Here is an 18,988-nt window from a genome sequence, read left to right on the forward strand (position 1 = left end):
GCGTTGTCACACCCGTCACACCAGTTTCTTGCCGCGGCCGTTGCCGAGGATCGGCTGGGTTGCCAGCGGTAGCTCGCACTGGGTTGCCAGGCCTTGCCTGCGGGTCAGCAAAAGCGCGATGACACCAAAGGCGGCGAACTTCACAACGTCCACCGCTACGAGCGACCAGGGCGCGTCAGCAGCTCCCAGGCTGTCTCCCACGGTGTCCGTCAGAGCCGCGTAGATGAAGGTGATCACGTTGTTGGCCGCGTGCACCGCGATCGGCGCCTCCAGCCCACCCGTCCGGATCGCCAGCCACCCCGCGACCAGGCCGAACGCGAACCGGTCCAGGAACAACGCCGGGCTCTCCCAAGGCCAGATCCCGTGCGCCATCGTGAACAGCACCGTCGTCACCAGTACTGCGATCAGCGCGCTGCGCACCAGCGCACCGACGGCCTGCAACAGATAGCCACGGAAGAAGTACTCCTCCCCCGCGGCCTGGAACGTCGACGTCAGCAACGTCACAGCAATGACCGCGGCCGCATCCGACGCGATCCCAGACCCATCGCCCAGGACCTCGACCCCGCCAAATTGGATGATCCCCAGCATCACGAGCTCGAGCACGACGGCTGCCGCCAGGAACACCGCGAGCGGACGCCAGCGCAGCTTGCCGACCACGGACGACAACAGCCCCGGCGTCTGCTTGTTCAGCTTGGTCGCGACGAACATCGTCAGCGGGATCAGCACGATCAGCGAGAGGTTCGTCGCCAGCAGCGTGAACCAGGAGACGGTGCCCTTGGGATCGGTCCGGATCGTCTGCTGCGTCCCCAGGATCAGCAGGCTGAGGAACATCCAGCCGACCAGCACGGCCAGTACCCCGAGGAGCACATAGCCGGTCGGCGTCACGTCGTTGCGGAGCAGCCGGTGGTACGGCTGCGGGCCGGCGTCCCGGGGATCGACGACCACCCCGGGACGCGGCGTACCGGCGTACCGCATCAGTCTGCCGGGAGGGCCGTGCGGGCCTGCTCGATGCGGTGCAGCGAGCGCTCCCGTCCGAGCAGTTCCAGCGACTCGAACAGCGGCGGCGAGATCCGGCGGCCGGAGATCGCCACCCGGACCGGGCCGAACGCGTTCTTCGGCTTCAGCCCGAGTCCCTCGATCAGCGACGCGCGCAACGCCTGCTCGATCGCCTCGGTCTTCCACTCACCGACCCCGGCCAGCGCCTGGGTCGTCGCCTCCAGTACTGCGCCGGCGTCGCCGGTCAGCACCTTGGCCGCGGAGTCCGGGTCGACCGAGAACGCCTCGTCCGGCACGAACAGGAAGGCGAGCATCTCGACCGACTCCGACAGCGTGTTCATCCGCTCCTGGACCAGCGGTACGGCGGCGCCGAGCAACTCCAGCTGCTCCGCCGACGGCTCGGCCGGCAACACCCCGGCCTTGGCCAGGAACGGCGCCACGCGGCGGGTGTACTCCGCCGGGTCCAGCATCCGCATGTGGGAGGCGTTGATCGCCTCGCACTTCTTCGGGTCGAACCGGGCCGCGTTCGCGTTCACCTTGCGGATGTCGAACGCCTTGATCATCTCGTCCATGGTGAACACGTCGCGGTCGTCGGCGATCGACCAGCCGAGCAGGGCGAGGTAGTTCAGCAGGCCCTCGGGCAGGAAGCCGCGCTCCATGTACTCACCGAGGCCGGCCCCCGGGTCGCGCTTGGACAGCTTCTTGTTGCCCTCGCCCATCACGAACGGCAGATGCCCGAACCGGGGTGTCCGGCCGGAGCCGATCCCGATCTCGGCCAGCGCGTCGTAGAGCGCGATCTGCCGGGGCGTCGAGGACAGCAGGTCCTCGCCGCGCAGTACGTGGGTGATCTCCATCAGCGCGTCGTCCACCGGGTTCACCAGCGGGTAGAGCGGGTAGCCGTTGGCCCGGACCAGGACGTAGTCGCCCAGGTTCTCCGGCAGGAAGGTGATCTCGCCGCGGACCAGGTCGTCGAAGGTGATCGGCCGGTCCGGCATCCGCAGCCGGACGACGGGACGCCGGCCCTCGTCGAGATAGGCCTGCACCTGCTCGGTCGTCAACGTGCGGCAGTGACCGTCGTACCCGCTGTGCTGACCGGCGGAGCGAGCGGCCTCGCGGCGCTGGTCGAGCTCCTCCTGCGAGCAGTAGCAGTGGTACGCCCGGCCCGCGGCCAGCAGCTTCGCCACGACATCGGCGTACGTGTCCATCCGCTCCGACTGCAGGTACGGCCCGAACTCGCCGCCCACCTCGGGGCCCTCGTCCCAGTTCAGGCCGAGCCAGCGCAGCGAGTCCAGCGTGTACTGCAACGCCTCCGGGGTGTTGCGGGCGGCGTCGGTGTCCTCGATCCGCAGTACCAGCTTGCCGCCGTAGTGCCTTGCGAAGGCCCAGTTGAACAGCGCGCTGCGGATGTTGCCGACGGTCAGCAGACCGGTCGGCGACGGTGGGAAGCGCACCCGTACCTGGTTCGGTTCCAAGCCTCCGAGGACGTCGTCGTCGGTCGGGGCAGGCCTTTCAGTCACGCACGATCACCTTGTTCGTCAGAGTTCCGAGTCCTTCGATGCTGATCGCGACCTCGTCGCCGGGCAGCATCGGGCCGACACCCGCGGGGGTGCCGGTGAGCACCACGTCGCCGGGCAGCAACGTGGTGAACGAGGTGATGTAGGCCAGCACCTCGGGGATGTCGAAGATGAACTGCGAGGTCCGGCCGTCCTGCTTCGGCTCGCCGTTCAGCGTGGTGGTCACCCGTACGTCGGACACGTCCAGCTCGGTGCTGATCCACGGGCCGAGCGGGCAGAACGTGTCGTACCCCTTCGCCCGGGCCCACTGGCCGTCGGTCTTCTGCAGGTCCCGCGCGGTGACGTCGTTGGCGATCGTGTAGCCGAAGATCACCTCGTTGACGCGTTCCTTGGGCAGGTCACGGCAGATCCGGCCGATCACGATCGCCAGCTCACCCTCGAAGTGCAGGTTGTTGGTCTGCTCGGGGTAGACGATGCCGTCCCGCGGGCCGATCACCGAGGTGTTCGGCTTGAGGAAGATCATCGGCTCGGCCGGCACCTCGTTGCCCAGCTCCTCGGCGTGCGCGCGGTAGTTGCGCCCGACGCAGACCACCTTGCTGCGCGGGATCACCGGGGCCAGCAACCGGACGTCAGCCAGTTGCAGCTGCTCGCCGGTGAACTGGACCGGCCGGTAGAGCGGGTCCGAGTCGAGCACGGCGACGGTGCCGACGAGCCCCTCGGGGTCATCGGTCTCGACGATCCCGTACTTCGGTTCGTCGTCGACGGAGAATCTGGCGATGCGCACGTCAGGCCTTCGTGAGGGTGTGTGAGGACTAGGTGTGTTGGTGGTGCACCGGCTTGCGTGTGTTGGTGGTGCAGCGGCCCCGAGCCTACCGTCGTACCGGGGTGAGACAGTTATCTGGTGACGACTGACATCCGGCTGGCACTGCCCGCGGAGTACGACGCGGTGGGTGAGCTGACCGCCGAGGCCTATTCCGTGGACGGTTTCATCCCCCCGGGCTCCGACTACGGGCTGACGCTGCGCAACGCCGCGGACCGCGCCGCCAAGGCAGAGCTGTGGATCGCCACCGTCGGGACGGATCTGTTGGGCACGGTGACCTTCTGTGTCCCCGGCTCGGTCTACGGCGAGCTCGGCCGCGACGGCGAAGGTGAGTTCCGCATGCTCGGGGTCTCCGCCAAGGCCCGCGGCCTCGGCATCGGTACTGCGCTGACCCAGCACTGCGTCGACCGTAGCCGTGAGTTGGGTTTTCACCGGGTGGTGCTGTCCAGCGCCACCTACATGACCACAGCCCACCGCATCTACGAGCGGCTCGGCTTCACCCGTCTCCCCGAACGCGACTGGTCTCCCCGCCCCGGCATCGACCTGTACGCCTTCTCCCTCGACCTGTGACCGTCACCCTCGAGCCCGCCGAGTGGGAGCCGTTGCAGGCGGCCCATGTCCAGCGGGTCGACGCGCTGCTGGCAGGCCACCTGGACCGCCGCCGGCGCGGCGAGAAGCATCCGGTCGAGGACTTCCTCTTCACCTACTACCCGACTCGCCCCAAGCAACTCCGGCTCTGGCACCCCGGACCGGGCATCAGCCTGCGCGGCGCGACGCAGTATGAGGGAAAGCGCGGCTACCTGTACTCCGAAGGCGCCGCGCGGCTGGACCCGGCGGAGATCTCGCGGCGTGCCGACAGCATCGGCTGGATCAGCAAGTTGCTATCGGCAACAGCCGGCCGCCAGCCGCAGTTCGGCTGTTTCGGCCTGCACGAGTGGGCGATGGTCTACCGGACTCCCGAAATCCGCCACGAGGCCTGGCCGCTCCGCCTGGGCTCCGACGGCACCGACCGAGTAGTCGAATCCCACAAGATCGCCTGCTCCCACTTCGACGCCTTCCGCTTCTTCACCCAGCCGGCGCGTCCGCTCAACGTCCTGCAACCAACGCGGGAAGCACAGCCTCAGCTGGAACAAGGCGGCTGCCTCCACGCCAACATGGACCTCTACAAGTGGGCCACCAAACTCATGCCGTTCGCTCCGAGCTCCTTACTCCTCGACTGTTTCAAGCTGGCCCGCGACATCCGCACCCTCGACATGCGCGCTTCGCCGTACGAACTCACCGCCCTCGGCTACGACCCGGTCCCCATCGAGACACCGGCCGGCAAGGCGCAGTACGCGGCATCCCAACGCACCTTCGCCGCCCGAGCCCGCCCTCTCCGCCTTGGGCTGGTCGAGCTCTGCAACGACCTGCTTCAGCTTCAGGCTGGCTAGCTGCCGCAAACTGTCTGTGGGCGCCCGTAGGCTTGCTCCCTGCAGATCGACGGGAGGATCGGCGTGGAGCACGAGGCGATAGAACGCCTGCGGGACAAGCATCCTGCCTGGCGGCTGCTGCGCGCCGGCAACGCACCCCTGGTACTGACTTTCCTCGGCCGATTCTTCGTCGACGAGAATCACGGCGCGACGTCCGCGGCCGTTCTCGCGGCAGCTCTGGACGACGAGCTCTTTGCGCTGAACTCCGCCACCCCGGGGCAGCCCCGCTACCCTAAACGCGCCACCGACTACCTGGAGGACTGGGCTGCCGTCGAGGCAGGCTGGTTACGACGCTTCTATCCTCTCGGTTCGGACGAGGTCCACTACGATGCGACCCCGGCTTTCGAGAAGGCCTACTCGTGGACAACCGGCCTTCAGATCAGGACGTTCGTCGGGACCGAATCCCGCCTGCACACCGTCGTCGAACTGTTGCGCCAGATCACCCACGGCACGGAGACCGACCCTGACATCCGGTTGGCCGAGCTCCGGCGACGACGCGAGGCGATCGACCGGGAGATCGCCGAGGTCGAAGCCGGCACCGTGACCCTGCTGGACCGGGTCGCCCTGCGCGACCGCTACCAGCAGTTCTCTTCCACCGCCCGGCAAATGCTGTCGGACTTCCGGGAGGTGGAAGAGAACTTCCGTACGCTCGATCGGGCGGCTCGAGAGCAGATCGCGGCGTGGGAGGGCAGCAAGGGCGACCTGCTTGCCGAACTGGTAGGCACTCGTGCCGACATCAACGGTTCGGACCAGGGCCGCAGCTTCCAGGCGTTCTACGACTTCCTGCTCTCCGAAGCACGCCAGGACGAGCTGTCCGCCCTGCTGACCCGGGTGCAGGCCCTTGACCAACTCGAGACCGACCGGCACCTGCTCACGATCCATCACGACTGGTCCGAGGCGGCTGAGCGCACCCAGCGAACCGTGCGGCAGATCTCGGAGCAACTCCGGCGGTTCCTGGACGACCAGGTGTGGTTGGAGAACCGGCGAGTGGTCGACCTGGTCCGGCAGGTGGAGACCGCGGCGCTGGCGTGCCGCGCGACACCACCGCAGCTCGGCCTGGAGATCGACGAGCCAGGCGTGCGGATCGCGCTGCCGTTCGAACGCCCGCTCTACGACGCCAGGCCGGCGGCACGCGTCGACAGCCTGCTGCCGCCGGGCGAGAACGAGACCGTGGATGTCGCCGCCCTTCTCGACCAGAGCTTCGTCGACCAGGCCCGGCTGGCCGAGAACATCCGTTCCCTGGTCCCGGAGCGGAGTTCGGCGCTGCTCAGCGACATCATCGACCTGTATCCCGTGGAGCACGGCGCGGCGGAGATCGTCGGCTACCTGGCCATCACCGACGAGGACATCGAGGTAGTGATGGACGAAGGCGACGAGACCGTGATCGAGTACACCGACGGAGATATCGTCAGGCGTGCGCGGTTGCCGAAGGTCACGGTGATTCGACGGTGAGAACACCTGAGGAGCACGCGGTCGCCACCGCGATCATTCGGCTGATCCGCGGCGTCGCCTACCGCGAGACGGACGAGGACACCTGGACCGCTCTGCACCGGCACGGCCCGGCTGTCCGCGACCACTTCGCCGTCATCGGTATCGACGTCATCGTCGACGACACCGAGGGCTACGCCTATCTGCGGAGCCAGGAAGACAACGACGGTGAGAATGCGCTCCCCCGCCTGGTGAACCGGCGCAGCCTCACCTACAACCTCAGCTTGCTGCTGGTCCTGTTACGCAAGCGCCTGGTGGAGTTCGAGACCCTCGGCGGCGAAGGCAAGCTGGTGATGAGCCGCGACCAACTCGTCGAGATGGTGCGACTGTTCCTGGCCGACTCGACCAACGAGGCCCGGGTCATCGACCAGGTTGAGACAACGATCAAGAAGGCAGCCGAGCTGGGCTTCCTCCGCCAGCTCCGGGGCCAGACCGACCAGTGGGAGGTCCGCCGCATCCTGAAGGCGTACGTCGATGCCCAAACCCTTTCCGATTTTGCTGGGAAGCTGCAGGAGTACGCCGCCGCGGCGGAAAGGAGCGGCGATGACTGACGGACTGTTCTCGGCGGTCGAGCTCCAGGCCGGCGTCGGGGCCGGTTACCGGCTGCACCATCTTGAGGTCTTCAACTGGGGCACCTTCGACGAGCGGATCTGGCGCCTCACACCGGGCGGCGAGACAGCCCTGCTCACCGGTGATATCGGCAGCGGGAAGTCCACGCTCGTCGACGCGGTGACGACCCTGCTGCTTCCGGCCCACAAGATCTCCTACAACAAGGCGGCCGGGGCAGAGGCGAAGGAACGAACGCTGCGCAGCTACGTCGAGGGCCACTACAAGTCCGAGCGCATCGAGGCATCCGGTACGTCGCGCCCGATCGGCCTGCGCAACCACACGTCGTACTCCGTCCTGCTCGGGGTGTTCGTCAACGAGGGTTACGGAGAGACCGTGACGCTGGCACAGGTCTTCCATCAGAAGGACAAGGCCGGCCAGCCGGATCGCTTCTTCGTCACCTCGCCGAAGGAACTTGCGATCGAGCGGGAGTTCACCGCTTTCGGATCCGATCTCAAAGAGCTGCGGCGGCGCCTGCGCGCCGGTGGGGCCGAGATCCACGGCGTTTCCCGGACTACTCCCGCCAGGTCCGGCACCTGCTGGGCATTCGGTCGGAGCAGGCGATGGAACTGTTCCATCAGACCGTGTCGATGAAGTCGGTCGGCAACCTCAACGAGTTCGTCCGCAACCACATGCTGGAGCCTGTCGACGCGTCCGAGCGGGTCAAGGGCATCGTCGCCCACTTCGAGGACCTGACCAAGGCGCACGACGCGGTCAGACGCGCCCGGGACCAGCTCGACGCGCTGCGCCCGCTCGTCTCGACCAGTGACAAGTACGACGCCGCACTGGCCCGCCGGAACATGCACGAACGGCACCGTGACGCGGTACGGCTGTTCTTCGCCGAGCTACGAATCCGGCTGCTCACCGAGGAGATCGCGGCGAACGAGGCGCAGCGGGCCGCCCAGGCAGGAGAGGGCGCCGAGACCAAACAGGCGCTCCTGGTCGCCGGCCAGGAGCGCGAGAAGCTCATCGCCGATCGCTCCTCCGCCGGCGGTGACCGAGTGAGCCACCTGGAGGCGGAAGCCCAGACGGCCCGGTCGCAGGCGTCCGATCGAAAGCAACGCCGCGACGGCTTCGACCCGCGGGTCCAGACCGCCGGTCTCGACCCGGTGACCGATGCCGAGGGCTTCGCGGCCTTGACCGTTCGGCTGGAGCAGAGCCGGGCCGGCCTGGAGACACGACAGGCCGGCCTGACCGACGAGCTCGCCGAATGCAGCGGGCAACGCGCTCAACTCCGTCGTCAGGGCGAGGAGACCCGGGCCGAACTGACCAGCTTGGCGGGCCGCACGAGCAACTTGCCCAGTAGCCAGCTCGTGGTCCGGGCCCAGCTGTGCCAGGAACTCGGTCTTGACGAGAGCGACCTACCGTTCGCCGGTGAACTGCTCGATGTCGCCGACGAGTTCGCCGAATGGCGAGGAGCGGCAGAACGCGTCCTGCGCGGCTTCGCCTTGTCACTGCTCGTCCCACAGCGGCACTACAGCCGGGTCGCTCGCTGGGTCAACGAGAACCGCCTGACCTATCGGCGCAACGACGGCCGGGTGACCGGCAGCCGCTTGGTCTACGAGCGCGTGGCAGCGCGGCGGGTGCCGCTGCGATCAACCGGGGCTACGGGCGCGTTGCTGCTCGCTGGCACGCTGGACATCGCCGACGGCCCGTTCCAGGACTACCTGCGGGACGAGCTCGTCCGCCGTGCTGACTATCGCTGCGTCGAGTCCGTCGAACAGTTCCGCGACGAGCATCGGGCCGTGACCCGCGAGGGCCAGGTCCGCTCGGGCGACCGGCACGAGAAGGACGACCGGTCCCGCGTCGACGATCCCCGTGGATGGGTGCTCGGCTGGCTGAACGAGCGAAAGGTCGAAGCCCTGACGGAGCAGCTCCTGGAGCAACAGCAGCAGTTGCTGGCATCCGAGCAGCGCTTCGATGCACTGCAGGTAGAGAGCGGGAAGCTGGCCGCCAAGCTGACCGCGCTGGCGAACCTGGAGGTCTACACGTCCTGGAGCGAGCTGGACTGGCACGACGCGGTCGCCCGGGCCGAGGCGGCAGAGGCGGAGCGGCAGCGGCTGGCCGACGGCTCGTCCGCGCTGGCGGAGATCGAACGACGCCTGGCCGAGAACGCTGAGCAGACCGCGGCGTTGCAGGACAAGCTCACCGAGCTCACCGGTGATGTCCGGGTACTCGAAGAGCGGATCAAACGCGCGGAAGAGCTCCGCCAGGCGGATCAGCGACTGGTCGGCAGTCCACCCACCGCAACTGCGGCGAGCGCCAGAGCGTCGTACAGCGAACTGGAAGTCCTGCTCGGCAGCAACTTGCCGACTGAATCCGGCCGGTGTGCCCCTGCAGCCGAGTCGCTGACCACCGAACTTCAGGCGACCATCGACCGGATCGGTCGCGAACTGGGTGGTTACACCCAGAGCATGCTTCAGTACATGAGCGAGGTCCGCCGCCGCTGGCCCGAGGCGACGACCGAGATGGACGCGGACATCGATGCCCGGGGCGAGTTCCGGGCGTTCCACGACCGGGTGGCCACTGATGACCTGCCCCGGTTCGAGAACGAGTTCAAGCGACAACTCAACACCAACACGATCCGGGAGTTGGCGCAGTTCAACAACTGGCTCCGGCGGCAGTCCGACGAGATTCATTCCCGGGTCGCCCGGATCAACGAGGCGCTCGGCGCGATCGACTACAGTCCCGGCCGGTACATCACCCTGGTCGCCGAGCGCACCATCAACCAGGAGGTCCAGAACTTCCGGAGTGACCTGCGGACGGCAACGGACGACACGCTGACGCCGGACGACGACCAGTACTCCGAGCAACGCTTCCTCGAGGTGCAGCGGATCATCGATCGCTTCCGCGGCCGGGACGGGCATGCCGACGCTGACAAGGCGTGGACCCGGCGGGTGACCGACGTCCGGAACTGGTTCACGTTCTCGGCCTCCGAGCGCGACCGGGAGACAAACCAGGAATGGGAACACTACCGCGACTCCGACGGTAAGTCGGGCGGTCAGAAGGAGAAGCTGGCCTATACGATCCTGGCCGCCTCGCTCGCTTACCAGTTCGGCCTCGAATGGGGTGCGGAAAAGTCGAAGGACTTCCGGTTCGCCGTCATCGACGAGGCCTTCGGGCGCGGATCCGATGGGTCCACCCGCTACGCGCTGGAGCTGTTCGCCAAGCTCGGCCTGCAACTGCTGATCGTGACGCCGCTGCAGAAGGTGCATGTGATCGAGCCCTATGTCCACGCGATCGGATTCGTCGACAACCCGACCGGCAGCTTCTCGCGGCTTCAGACTCTGACGATCGAGGAGTTCCGGCAGCGGCGAGAGGGCCGCCCGGCGTGACCAGCTGGACATCGGTCTCCGACATCCGGGCACGGGTCCTGCGCCGCTGGAACGACGGCACCCTGCTGCGAGCCCTGGCGGCGGGCGAGCCGTTCCCGGTCATCGATATCGCACTGCGCGGCCCGCGGCCCGCGCAGATCGGCGACGACATCGGCTCGGTGCAGGCATGGATCGCGGCGCTTGATGCAGGTCGTCGTGGTGACACCCACTACACCCTCAAGTATGTCCCGATCGGCGGTCGCCTGATCGGGCGCAACGAACTGCCTGCGCGCGCACAGGTCACGTCGTACCAGCAGGCCTGGTCGCTGCTCGGTGTCTCCGGCAAGGCCAAGGAATACGCCGAAATCGTCTCGCTGACCGCGCAAGAACCGGTGGTGAACTCCTGGGTCGCCCGTCACCCGCTCCGAGCGCTCGAACTCGGACCGGACTGGCCCACTTTACTGTCCGCCTATCGCTGGCTCGCCGCGGCGAAGGGTTCTGCCAGATACCTTCGCGAAATCAGTGCGCCTGGCGTAGACACCAAATTCGTTGAGCGGCATCGAGCCATCCTGGCCCAGTTGCTGGATGTCCCCACCTCCTCGTCGGGTTTCCTCGCCGGCTTGGGCTTACGCGCCAAACCCGAAATGCTGCGGCTGCGTCCCGCTCCGGAACTGGGCCTCGCATCCCCGTTCTCCGAAGCGTCGGTACGGCTGGCGGAGTTGGCTCAGCTGAGCCTCGACGTGCGAACCGCCGTGATCGTGGAGAACGAGATCACCTTCTTGAGCGTGCCTGTCCCAGCCGGCGGCATCGTGCTGTGGGGGAAGGGATTCGAGGTGAATCGACCCGGTTCGCTTCCCTGGTTGCGGGCCGCCGAGGTGCTCTACTGGGGCGACCTGGACACCCACGGATTTGCGATCCTCAACCAACTGAGGGCGTGGCTGCCACAGACACGGTCGTTTCTTATGGACCGCAACACCTTCCTGGCTCATCGTGAACGCTGGGGCAGCGAGCCCTCACCGACCGCGGCACATCTTGCCCGTCTCACGACCGAGGAGATGGCGCTGTACTCCGACCTGGTCACCGCCCGGTTCGGCGAGCGCATCCGCCTCGAGCAGGAGCGCATCGACTGGGCCTGGGCCCAGGAACGTTTCGACTATCGCTGAGGTTACTGACGCTTATTCAAGGTTGTGTCTTAAGCTTGAATAAGGGATGGTGGTAGGCATGGCGCGGGTGGAGTTGCATCGGTGGCCGGGGCATCCGGATGGGTTCACCCGGGCTGAGCGCCTGGGCGGGTCGTACGAGATGTACTTCCCGGATCCGCTGGCGGGACGGGAGTTCGACCTCAGCGAAGAGGTGTTGGCCGCGCTGGAGGATGCGGCCGGGGATCTTGCGCGACTGGACGCGACCGCCGCAGTGCTGACGAACAGTGAGGCGTTGGCTCGGCTGTTGTTGCGGGCCGAGGCGGTTGGGTCGTCGCAGATCGAGGGATTGGTGGTGGGGGCCAGGCGATTGCTGAAGGCCGAAGCGTTGCGGGAGAACGCTCGTCATCATGACGTGACGGCCGAGGAGGTGCTTGGCGCGGTCGACGCGATGGTGTGGGTGACCGAGTCGGTGCAGGCCGGAGACAAGCTCGAGGTCGAGCACCTGCTGGAGGCGCACCGGCGATTGATGGCGCACTCGCCGAACCCCGAGTTCGGCGGCGAGGTGCGGTATCTGCAGAACTGGATCGGCGGCCGCTCCCCCGCCGAGGCGTACTACGTGCCGCCGCCGGCCCAACTGGTGCCGGAGCTCCTCGAAGACCTGATGACCTTCGTGCGGGAATCACGGCTGCCCGTACTGGCCAAAACCGGGATCGCGCACGCCCAGTTCGAGACGATCCACCCCTTTGCCGACGGCAACGGCCGAACCGGCCGCGCCCTGATCCACCTCGTACTACGAGCCGAAGGCCTGGTCACCCGAAGCGTGCCGCCGGTATCCCTGTCGCTGGCCACCCACGCAACGCAGTACGTCGAAGCGCTGACCGCCTTCCGGCACACCGGCAAGGCGACGAACGCACGCGCTCGCGGTGTGGCGAACGAATGGCTGCTCATGTTCGCGACGGCGTGCAGCCACGCGACCGCCGAGGCCGCGCGGTTCGAGCAGACCGCCGCGGACCTCAAGACCGCCTGGCGTGAGCGGGCCGCGCCGGTGCGCGCCGGGTCCGCGGTCGACCTGTTGATCGAGACCCTGCCCGCTGCGCCGGTGCTCACCCTCGGAGCGGCAGCCGAACTCATCGGCAGATCACAGCAGGCCGCCAACCAGGCCCTCACCCGCCTGACCGAGGCCGCCGTCCTGCGCGAGCTCACCGATGGTCGCCGCAACCGCGTCTACGAAGCTCCTGAACTGATCGATGCCTTCACCCTCCTCGAACGCCGCTTCGCCAGCCCGGCGGCGGATACCCGGATCGCACCGCCTAGCAGACCTGTTCCTTCAGTGCCGGGACCGACACGCTGAGCTGATTGACTTTCCTCGCTTCCTCGATGAACAATTCGAACATACGTTCGAGAGCTGGATCAAATCGGGGAGTGTGAGGACTTGTGATGCCGCAGCCGTTCGACTGGGAGATCTTGCAGCGGCCGACCGCGATGGCGATGGTGCGGGGGCAGCTCGGCTTCAGCTGGATGGTGCTGTCGGGGCGTCTCGCGACACTGACGGACGAGCAGTACTTCTGGCGGCCGAGCAGCGAGGCGCTGACCGTGGTGAGGCGGCAGTACGCGGGCCGGTTCAGATCGCTCGGCTCAGGCGAATGGGTGGCGCAGTGGCCGGACGAGCCCGATCACCGTGGGCCACGGACGATCGCCTGGCTGATCGCGCATCTCACCGAGACGTTCTTCGAGCGCTGGGAGTGGACCTTCGGCGCCAGCAAACAAGGCCGCGCCGACATCACCCTGCACGGCAACGCCCAGGACGCCGTCGCCTGGCTGGCCCACTGGGTAGAAGCCTGGCGCGACTCAATCGCCGAACTGGACGAAGAGGAGGCGATGACGGTCGGCCTCAGCCAAGCCACCGAACTGGACGCCGCAGAACCCTTCGGCCACGTAGTCCTCCGCCTCAACCGAGAACTGATCCACCACGGCTCAGAAATCATGACCCTCCAAGACCTCCACGCCCTGGCCGCCTGACCCACCACCCCCAGACCCTGACCACCCACCACCCACCACCCACCAGCCGCAGGCCGCGGCCCTCAGCCCTCAGCCATCCTCCCCCCTTCGCCTGGCCGTCGAGGCACGCCTCCATCCACCGCTCAGGAGAGCACCCCTCGGCGGCCAGGCCCAGCCACTCAGCCGCCGGAAGCGCGCAGGTCGGCATGCAGGTGAGATCGGTGCAGGCGCCTGGTGCGGCGCAGACGGCGGAGATCGGCGGGGTTGTCGTACATCAGTTGCCAATGGAAGTAGTTGACATACTCAGCCGCCGCCAACCCGTACAAGAGCGCCCCCGGCAACCAGGTCGACCAGGAGACCGCCGCGATCCCTCCGAGAGCGATCACCACCAGACCGACGACCAGGCCAGCTTCGCAGGCGAGCCGTAGCCGACGGAACACGCCGATGCCCGGCGGCTCGGGGCGGCCCGCTCGGAGCTGCCAGCCTTTGGCCAGCCAGTACGACGCGCCAACGCCGAGGTGGAGAGCGAAGAGCGCGAAGCCGGCCAGATTCGCCGCGGTCGCCGGGGCGTCCCGGAGGACGAATATGAGCCAGCCGAACAAGACGATGTTGAACAGCTCCAGCCCGGCGAGCATGCGCAACCGCGCCAGCACGGCAGCCTTCGGATTTCTCACCGGGCCAGTCTGCCGGTGGGAATCCAAAGCTGCGGGAGTTACTGCTGGTCCGGGTACTCGTCGTGGTGGCGTAGCCAGGACATGGTTTCGTCTTGGGGCCAACCCGGCGGGGAGTCTTCCCAGGTTTCTTGGCGGCCGTAGGGGGTCAGGTCCAGGAGGTTGAAGTCGGGGCGGAGGCGGTCTACTCCTCGGGCTTGGGTGAAGTACGTTCGGTAGACCTGGTTGCCGTCGCGGAGGAAGACGCTGAGGCCGAAGCCGCCGTCCAGGCCGCAGTCGGTGGCGAACGTTGTGTCGCGGGAGGAGAAGAACGGCATCGTCCACTCCATCCGCCTGCGCCAGGCGAACAGCTGCTCCGGCGGCATGTCCGAGACCACGACGAAGGTGGTGTCGCGGGCGTTCAGGTGCGCCAGGTGGCCGATGTTGTCGACGAAGCTCGAGCAGCCGTTGCAGTAGTCGTCCGGGCCCAGATCCATCATCTGGTAGACGATCAACTGGCGGCGGCCTTCGAACAGGTCCGCCAGCCGGGCCTTCCCACCCTGGCCGGTGAACACGTAGCCAGTATCGAAGCGCACCATCGGAAGCCGCCGGCGCTCCGCAGCCAGCGCATCCAAGGCGTGGGTGAGTTCTTTCTCCTTGACCAGCAGAGCATCGCGGGCTTTCTGCCACTGCTCCGCCGTGACGACGTCGGGCAACTTCATCCGAGTCCTCCCGAGATCAGGGGTTCTTGCGGTGTTGGCGTTGAAGCGTGCCTTCTTCTGACGGTTCCCGCAGGTGTTCATGTCACACCATTTGCGGGTGCGGCTCTGGCTGGTGTCGAAGAAGGCGGCTTGGCAGGTCGGCGAGGCGCACAGGGCCAGTCGTCCGTCTCGTTCGCCGGCGATGATGCTGATCGCGTCGGCGGCCGAGCTCCACCAGCGCCCGGACACAAGATGTGGGACACGCGGCGCGTCGTGCCACTACATATGGGATTGCTCGCTTTAGAGTCACTACCGCTAGTGGTTCTGACCGAGCTGCACCACAACATGTAGAGAGAGCGCCTGTGACCATCGTTTCGTCAGATCAGCCGAGGGCCACCGACTCGGCCCGGTCGATCCAGCTCACCGTCGTGCGGCGCGACGGCAGCAGTACCCCCTTCGACGCGACCAAGATCTCGGTCGCGCTCAGCAAAGCCTTCCTCGCCGTCGAGGGAGCCGAGGCCGGCGCCGGCCACCGCGTCCGGGACGTCATCGCCGACCTCACCCACCGCGTGCTCGACGCGCTGACCAGCCGCGGTGACGCCCGCCGCAGCGTCCACGTCGAGGACATCCAAGACCAAGTCGAGCTCGCGCTCATGCGCGCCGGCGAACACCAGGTCGCCCGCGCCTACGTCCTGTACCGCGAAGAGCGCACAAAAGCCCGCACCCCCGACAACGCGGCAGGCCTCAGCGAAAGCACCAGCAAAACAATCACCGTTCAAGCACCGGACGGCACCACCGCTCCCCTGGACGTCGAGCGGCTTCGCCTGATCGTCGCCGAAGCGGCAGCCGGCCTCGAAGCAGTCGATGCCGAACTGATCCTCAACGAAACTCTCGGCTCCTGCTACGACGGCATGGCCCAGCACGAGGTCGAGCTCGCCCTGGTGATGGCCGCTCGCGGGTACGTCGAGACCGAACCGCAGTACAGCTTCGCGGCCAGTCGTTTGCTGCTCGACCAGATCCGGCGCGAGACGCTCGGCCGTGTCCACGGTGAGCCGCGGCAGGCGAGCCAGGCCGACATGGCCACGGCGTACGTCGACTACTTCCCGCGCTATCTCGAAGTCGGGATCGAGGCCGGACTGCTCGATCCCGAGCTGACCACCTTCGACCTCACCAAGCTGGCCGCGGCGATCAAGCCGGAGCGCGATCTGGACTTCGCGTTCCTCGGCCTGCAGACGTTGTACGACCGCTACCTGCTGCACATCGACAAGACGAGATTCGAGCTCCCGCAGGCGTTCTTCCTCCGCGTCGCGATGGGTATCGCGCTCAAGGAGGAGAACCGCGAGGAACGCGCGATCGAGTTCTACGAGTTGCTCAGCTCGTTCCGGTTCATGTCCTCGACGCCGACGCTCTTCAACTCCGGTACGACGCGGCCGCAGCTGTCGTCATGCTTCCTCACCACCGTCGACGACGACCTGGCCGGCATCTTCACCGGCATCCGCAACAACGCACTGCTGGCCAAGTACTCCGGTGGCCTCGGCAACGACTGGACCCCCGTCCGCGGCATCGGCGCGAAGATCCGCGGCACCAACGGCGAGTCGCAGGGCGTCGTACCGTTCCTCAAGATCGCCAACGACACCGCCGTCGCCGTCAACCAGGGCGGCAAGCGCAAGGGCGCGGTTTGCGCGTACCTCGAAACCTGGCACCTCGACATCGAAGAGTTCCTCGACCTGCGCAAGAACACCGGTGACGAGCGCCGCCGCACCCACGACATGAACACCGCCAACTGGGTACCCGACCATTTCCTCCAGCGGGTCGAGTCCAAAAGCGACTGGACGCTGTTCTCCCCCGACGAGGTGCCGGACCTGCATGACCTGTACGGCGCGGCCTTCGCAACGGCGTACGAGAACTACGAGAAGGCCGCCGACAGAGGCGAGATCCGGGTGTTCCGCCGGGTCAAGGCCGTCGACCTGTGGCGCCGGATGCTGACCGTGTTGTTCGAGACCGGTCACCCGTGGATCACCTTCAAGGACGCGTGCAACCTCAGGTCGCCCCAGCAGCATGACGGCGTGGTCCACTCCTCCAACCTGTGCACCGAGATCACGCTCAACACGACGGTCGACGAGACCGCGGTCTGCAACCTCGGCTCGGTCAACCTGGTCGCCCATCTCACCAGCAACGAGCTCACCGGCAACGGCCTCACCAGTACCGGCCTCGACGCGGACCTGCTTCGCGACACCGTGAAGACAGCCGTCCGGATGCTCGACAACGTCATCGACGTGAACCTCTACACCACACCGGAGTCGGAGCGCGCGAACCAGCGGCACCGCCCGGTCGGCCTCGGCCTGATGGGCTTCGCCGACGCGCTCTTCGCGCTCCGGATCCCCTACGCCTCCGACGCGGCGGTCGAGTTCGCCGACACCTCGATGGAGCAGATCAGCTACCACGCGATCGAGGCGTCGAGCGAGCTGGCGGCCGAGCGCGGCCGGTACCGGACGTACGACGGATCGCTGTGGAGCCAGGGCATCCTCCCGATCGACTCGATCGAGCTGCTCCGCGAGGCACGCGACGGCGACCTCACCGTCGACACGAGCAGGCGGCTCGACTGGGACGCGCTGCGCCAGAAGGTACTGCGCGACGGCATGCGCAACTCCAACGTGCTCGCGATCGCGCCGACCGCGACGATCTCCAACATCTGCGGGGTCAGCCAGTCGATCGAGCCGATCTACCGCAACCTGTTCGTGAAGTCGAACATGTCCGGTGAGTTCACCGTCGCCAACCCGTACCTCGTCGCCGACCTCAAGGCGCGCGGCCTCTGGGACCAGGTGATGGTGTCGGATCTCAAGTACCACGACGGCGTCCTCTCCCAGATCGACCGCATCCCGGCCGACCTCCGCGACTTGTACGCGACCGCCTTCGAGCTCGACCCGTGGTGGCTGGTCAAGGCCGCATCGCGCCGGCAGAAGTGGCTCGACCAGGCCCAGTCGCTCAACCTCTACATGTCGGCTCCCTCGGGCAAGGCGCTCGACGAGCTCTACCGGTCGGCCTGGCGGCACGGGTTGAAGACGACGTACTACCTGCGATCCCAGTCGGCCACGCACGTCGAGAAGTCCACCCTGCAAGGAACGGACGGCCGCCTCAACGCAGTACCGGTCGCTCTGCCCGAACCCACTGGTGCTGCTTGCTCCATCGAAGATCCGGATTGCGAGGCCTGCCAGTGACGACCACGGGACTGGGCGAGATCGCCCTCGGAGCCGCTCGCGTCGAGGTCGCCGACAAGGCGATGATCAACGCGCGGGCGGACGTGAACCAGCTGCTACCACTGAAGTACCAGTGGGCGTGGGACAAGTACCTTGCCGCCTGCAACAACCACTGGATGCCGACCGAGGTCTCCATGCAGGCGGACATCTCACTCTGGAAGAGTATAGACGGCCTGACCAAGGACGAGCGGCTGATGCTCAAGCGCAATCTCGGCTTCTTCGCCACCGCCGAGTCGCTGGTCGCGAACAACATCGTGCTCGCGGTCTACCGCCAGCTCACCAACCCCGAGTGCCGCCAGTACCTGCTGCGCCAGGCGTTCGAGGAGGCCGTCCACACGCACACCTTCCAGTACATCTGTACGTCGCTCGGCCTGGACGAGGGCGAACTGTTCAACATGTACCGCGAGGTGCCGTCGATCTCGGACAAGGACGCCTGGGCGCTGAAGTACACCCAGCATCTCGAGGACCCGGACTTCCGCACCGGTACGCCGCAGACGGACACCGACTTCCTGCGCGACCTGATCGCGTTCTACGTCGTCTTCGAGGGCATGTGGTTCTACACCGGCTTCGCGCAGATCCTGTCGCTCGGCCGGCGCAACAAGATGGTCGGGATCGCCGAGCAGTACCAGTACATCCTGCGCGACGAGTCGATCCACCTGAACTTCGGCATCGACTGCATCAACCAGATCAAGCTGGAGAATCCGCACCTGTGGACCGAGCGGTTCCAGGCCGAGGTGCGGCAGATGCTGACCGAGGCCTGTGAGCTGGAGGTCGCCTACGGCCGCGCGACGCTGCCGAACGGCATGCTCGGCCTGACCGCGGACCTGTGCGCGCAGTACATGCACTTCGTCACCGACCGGCGGGCCGAGCAGATCGGCCTCGCAACGATCTTCGGCGAGACCCGCAACCCGTTCGGCTGGATGTCGGAGGTGATGGACCTGAAGAAGGAGAAGAACTTCTTCGAGACCCGGGTGATCGAGTACCAGTCGGGCGGCGGCCTGACCTGGGACTGACCGCGAGCGTCCGGGGCCCG

16 protein-coding genes are annotated in these 18,988 nt (G+C 67.0%); 11 read left to right on the forward strand and 5 right to left on the reverse strand.

All coding sequences use genetic code 11. From position 1 onward, the window contains the following. Nucleotides 1-15 precede the first annotated feature (15 nt). The 3 genes from ACQPYM_RS29030 to ACQPYM_RS29040 are packed head-to-tail and all read right to left on the reverse strand — an operon-like array spanning nucleotide 16 to nucleotide 3,294. Nucleotides 16-975 carry a lysostaphin resistance A-like protein gene (locus tag ACQPYM_RS29030; RefSeq protein ID WP_433006659.1) on the reverse strand — a complete coding sequence of 320 codons (960 nt, stop codon included), beginning with the start codon at nucleotides 973-975 and terminating at the stop codon, nucleotides 16-18. Beyond that, on the reverse strand, nucleotides 975-2,513 hold the full coding sequence (gene gltX, locus ACQPYM_RS29035; protein WP_433006662.1) for a glutamate--tRNA ligase: 1,539 nt from the start codon (nucleotides 2,511-2,513) through the stop codon (nucleotides 975-977). Before gltX ends, ACQPYM_RS29030 begins: the two co-directional genes overlap by 1 nt. Beyond that, entirely contained in the window at nucleotides 2,506-3,294 is a 789-nt protein-coding gene (locus ACQPYM_RS29040) for a fumarylacetoacetate hydrolase family protein (RefSeq protein ID WP_360286815.1), read from the reverse strand. The genes gltX and ACQPYM_RS29040 overlap by 8 nt, the downstream gene beginning before the upstream one ends. 117 nt (nucleotides 3,295-3,411) lie before the next feature. Here ACQPYM_RS29040 and ACQPYM_RS29045 point away from each other — a divergent pair, with 117 nt between their 5' ends. The 9 genes from ACQPYM_RS29045 to ACQPYM_RS29085 all read left to right on the forward strand — a co-directional run bounded on the left by ACQPYM_RS29045 (nucleotide 3,412) and on the right by ACQPYM_RS29085 (nucleotide 13,368). Continuing rightward, entirely contained in the window at nucleotides 3,412-3,900 is a 489-nt protein-coding gene (locus ACQPYM_RS29045) for a GNAT family N-acetyltransferase (RefSeq protein ID WP_433006665.1), read from the forward strand. Further along, nucleotides 3,897-4,760 (forward strand): 3-methyladenine DNA glycosylase, encoded by an 864-nt coding sequence (locus ACQPYM_RS29050; RefSeq protein WP_433006668.1) that lies wholly within the window; start codon nucleotides 3,897-3,899, stop codon nucleotides 4,758-4,760. Before ACQPYM_RS29045 ends, ACQPYM_RS29050 begins: the two co-directional genes overlap by 4 nt. Nucleotides 4,761-4,823: 63 nt before the next feature. Beyond that, a complete protein-coding gene (locus ACQPYM_RS29055; RefSeq protein WP_433006671.1) occupies nucleotides 4,824-6,251 on the forward strand; it encodes a DUF3375 domain-containing protein in 1,428 nt (475 codons plus the stop codon). Continuing rightward, nucleotides 6,248-6,838: a DUF4194 domain-containing protein gene (locus ACQPYM_RS29060; RefSeq protein ID WP_433006674.1), complete on the forward strand. Its 591-nt coding sequence runs from the start codon at nucleotides 6,248-6,250 to the stop codon at nucleotides 6,836-6,838. Before ACQPYM_RS29055 ends, ACQPYM_RS29060 begins: the two co-directional genes overlap by 4 nt. Further along, nucleotides 6,831-7,487, forward strand: a complete 657-nt coding sequence (locus ACQPYM_RS29065) for an ATP-binding protein (protein ID WP_433006677.1) — start codon at nucleotides 6,831-6,833, stop codon at nucleotides 7,485-7,487. The genes ACQPYM_RS29060 and ACQPYM_RS29065 overlap by 8 nt, the downstream gene beginning before the upstream one ends. Next, nucleotides 7,457-10,228 (forward strand): ATP-binding protein, encoded by a 2,772-nt coding sequence (locus ACQPYM_RS29070; protein WP_433006680.1) that lies wholly within the window; start codon nucleotides 7,457-7,459, stop codon nucleotides 10,226-10,228. Before ACQPYM_RS29065 ends, ACQPYM_RS29070 begins: the two co-directional genes overlap by 31 nt. Beyond that, entirely contained in the window at nucleotides 10,225-11,370 is a 1,146-nt protein-coding gene (locus tag ACQPYM_RS29075; RefSeq protein WP_433006683.1) for a Wadjet anti-phage system protein JetD domain-containing protein, read from the forward strand. Before ACQPYM_RS29070 ends, ACQPYM_RS29075 begins: the two co-directional genes overlap by 4 nt. A 58-nt stretch (nucleotides 11,371-11,428) precedes the next feature. Then, nucleotides 11,429-12,700, forward strand: coding sequence for a Fic family protein (locus ACQPYM_RS29080; RefSeq protein ID WP_433006686.1), 1,272 nt, complete (start codon nucleotides 11,429-11,431; stop codon nucleotides 12,698-12,700). 86 nt (nucleotides 12,701-12,786) lie between these two features. Continuing rightward, nucleotides 12,787-13,368 carry a DinB family protein gene (locus ACQPYM_RS29085; protein ID WP_433006689.1) on the forward strand — a complete coding sequence of 194 codons (582 nt, stop codon included), beginning with the start codon at nucleotides 12,787-12,789 and terminating at the stop codon, nucleotides 13,366-13,368. Nucleotides 13,369-13,526: 158 nt separating this feature from the next. On the opposite strand, the gene ACQPYM_RS29090 is transcribed toward ACQPYM_RS29085, so the two are convergent. Continuing rightward, nucleotides 13,527-14,021, reverse strand: a complete 495-nt coding sequence (locus ACQPYM_RS29090) for a multidrug transporter (RefSeq protein ID WP_433006692.1) — start codon at nucleotides 14,019-14,021, stop codon at nucleotides 13,527-13,529. Between the two features lie 38 nt (nucleotides 14,022-14,059). Beyond that, nucleotides 14,060-14,947, reverse strand: coding sequence for a DUF899 family protein (locus ACQPYM_RS29095; protein WP_433006695.1), 888 nt, complete (start codon nucleotides 14,945-14,947; stop codon nucleotides 14,060-14,062). A 113-nt stretch (nucleotides 14,948-15,060) separates the two neighbouring features. Here ACQPYM_RS29095 and ACQPYM_RS29100 point away from each other — a divergent pair, with 113 nt between their 5' ends. Both ACQPYM_RS29100 and ACQPYM_RS29105 read left to right on the forward strand, forming a co-directional pair. Next, nucleotides 15,061-17,916 (forward strand): ribonucleoside-diphosphate reductase subunit alpha, encoded by a 2,856-nt coding sequence (locus tag ACQPYM_RS29100; RefSeq protein ID WP_433006698.1) that lies wholly within the window; start codon nucleotides 15,061-15,063, stop codon nucleotides 17,914-17,916. Then, a complete protein-coding gene (locus ACQPYM_RS29105; RefSeq protein WP_433006700.1) occupies nucleotides 17,913-18,968 on the forward strand; it encodes a ribonucleotide-diphosphate reductase subunit beta in 1,056 nt (351 codons plus the stop codon). Before ACQPYM_RS29100 ends, ACQPYM_RS29105 begins: the two co-directional genes overlap by 4 nt. The last annotated feature ends 20 nt before the right edge of the window (nucleotides 18,969-18,988 follow it).

Origin of the sequence: Kribbella sp. CA-294648, assembly GCF_050943845.1 — a bacterium.
Classification (GTDB): domain Bacteria; phylum Actinomycetota; class Actinomycetes; order Propionibacteriales; family Kribbellaceae; genus Kribbella.

Excerpts from the sequence above, each read along its gene's own strand:
- ACQPYM_RS29070 (WP_433006680.1), top strand. The coding sequence starts at position 7,457 with ATGGAACTGTTCCATCAGACCGTGTCGATGAAGTCGGTCGGCAACCTC.
- ACQPYM_RS29085 (WP_433006689.1), top strand. The coding sequence starts at position 12,787 with ATGCCGCAGCCGTTCGACTGGGAGATCTTGCAGCGGCCGACCGCGATG.
- ACQPYM_RS29030 (WP_433006659.1), bottom strand. The coding sequence starts at position 975 with ATGCGGTACGCCGGTACGCCGCGTCCCGGGGTGGTCGTCGATCCCCGG.
- ACQPYM_RS29065 (WP_433006677.1), top strand. The coding sequence starts at position 6,831 with ATGACTGACGGACTGTTCTCGGCGGTCGAGCTCCAGGCCGGCGTCGGG.
- ACQPYM_RS29080 (WP_433006686.1), top strand. The coding sequence starts at position 11,429 with ATGGCGCGGGTGGAGTTGCATCGGTGGCCGGGGCATCCGGATGGGTTC.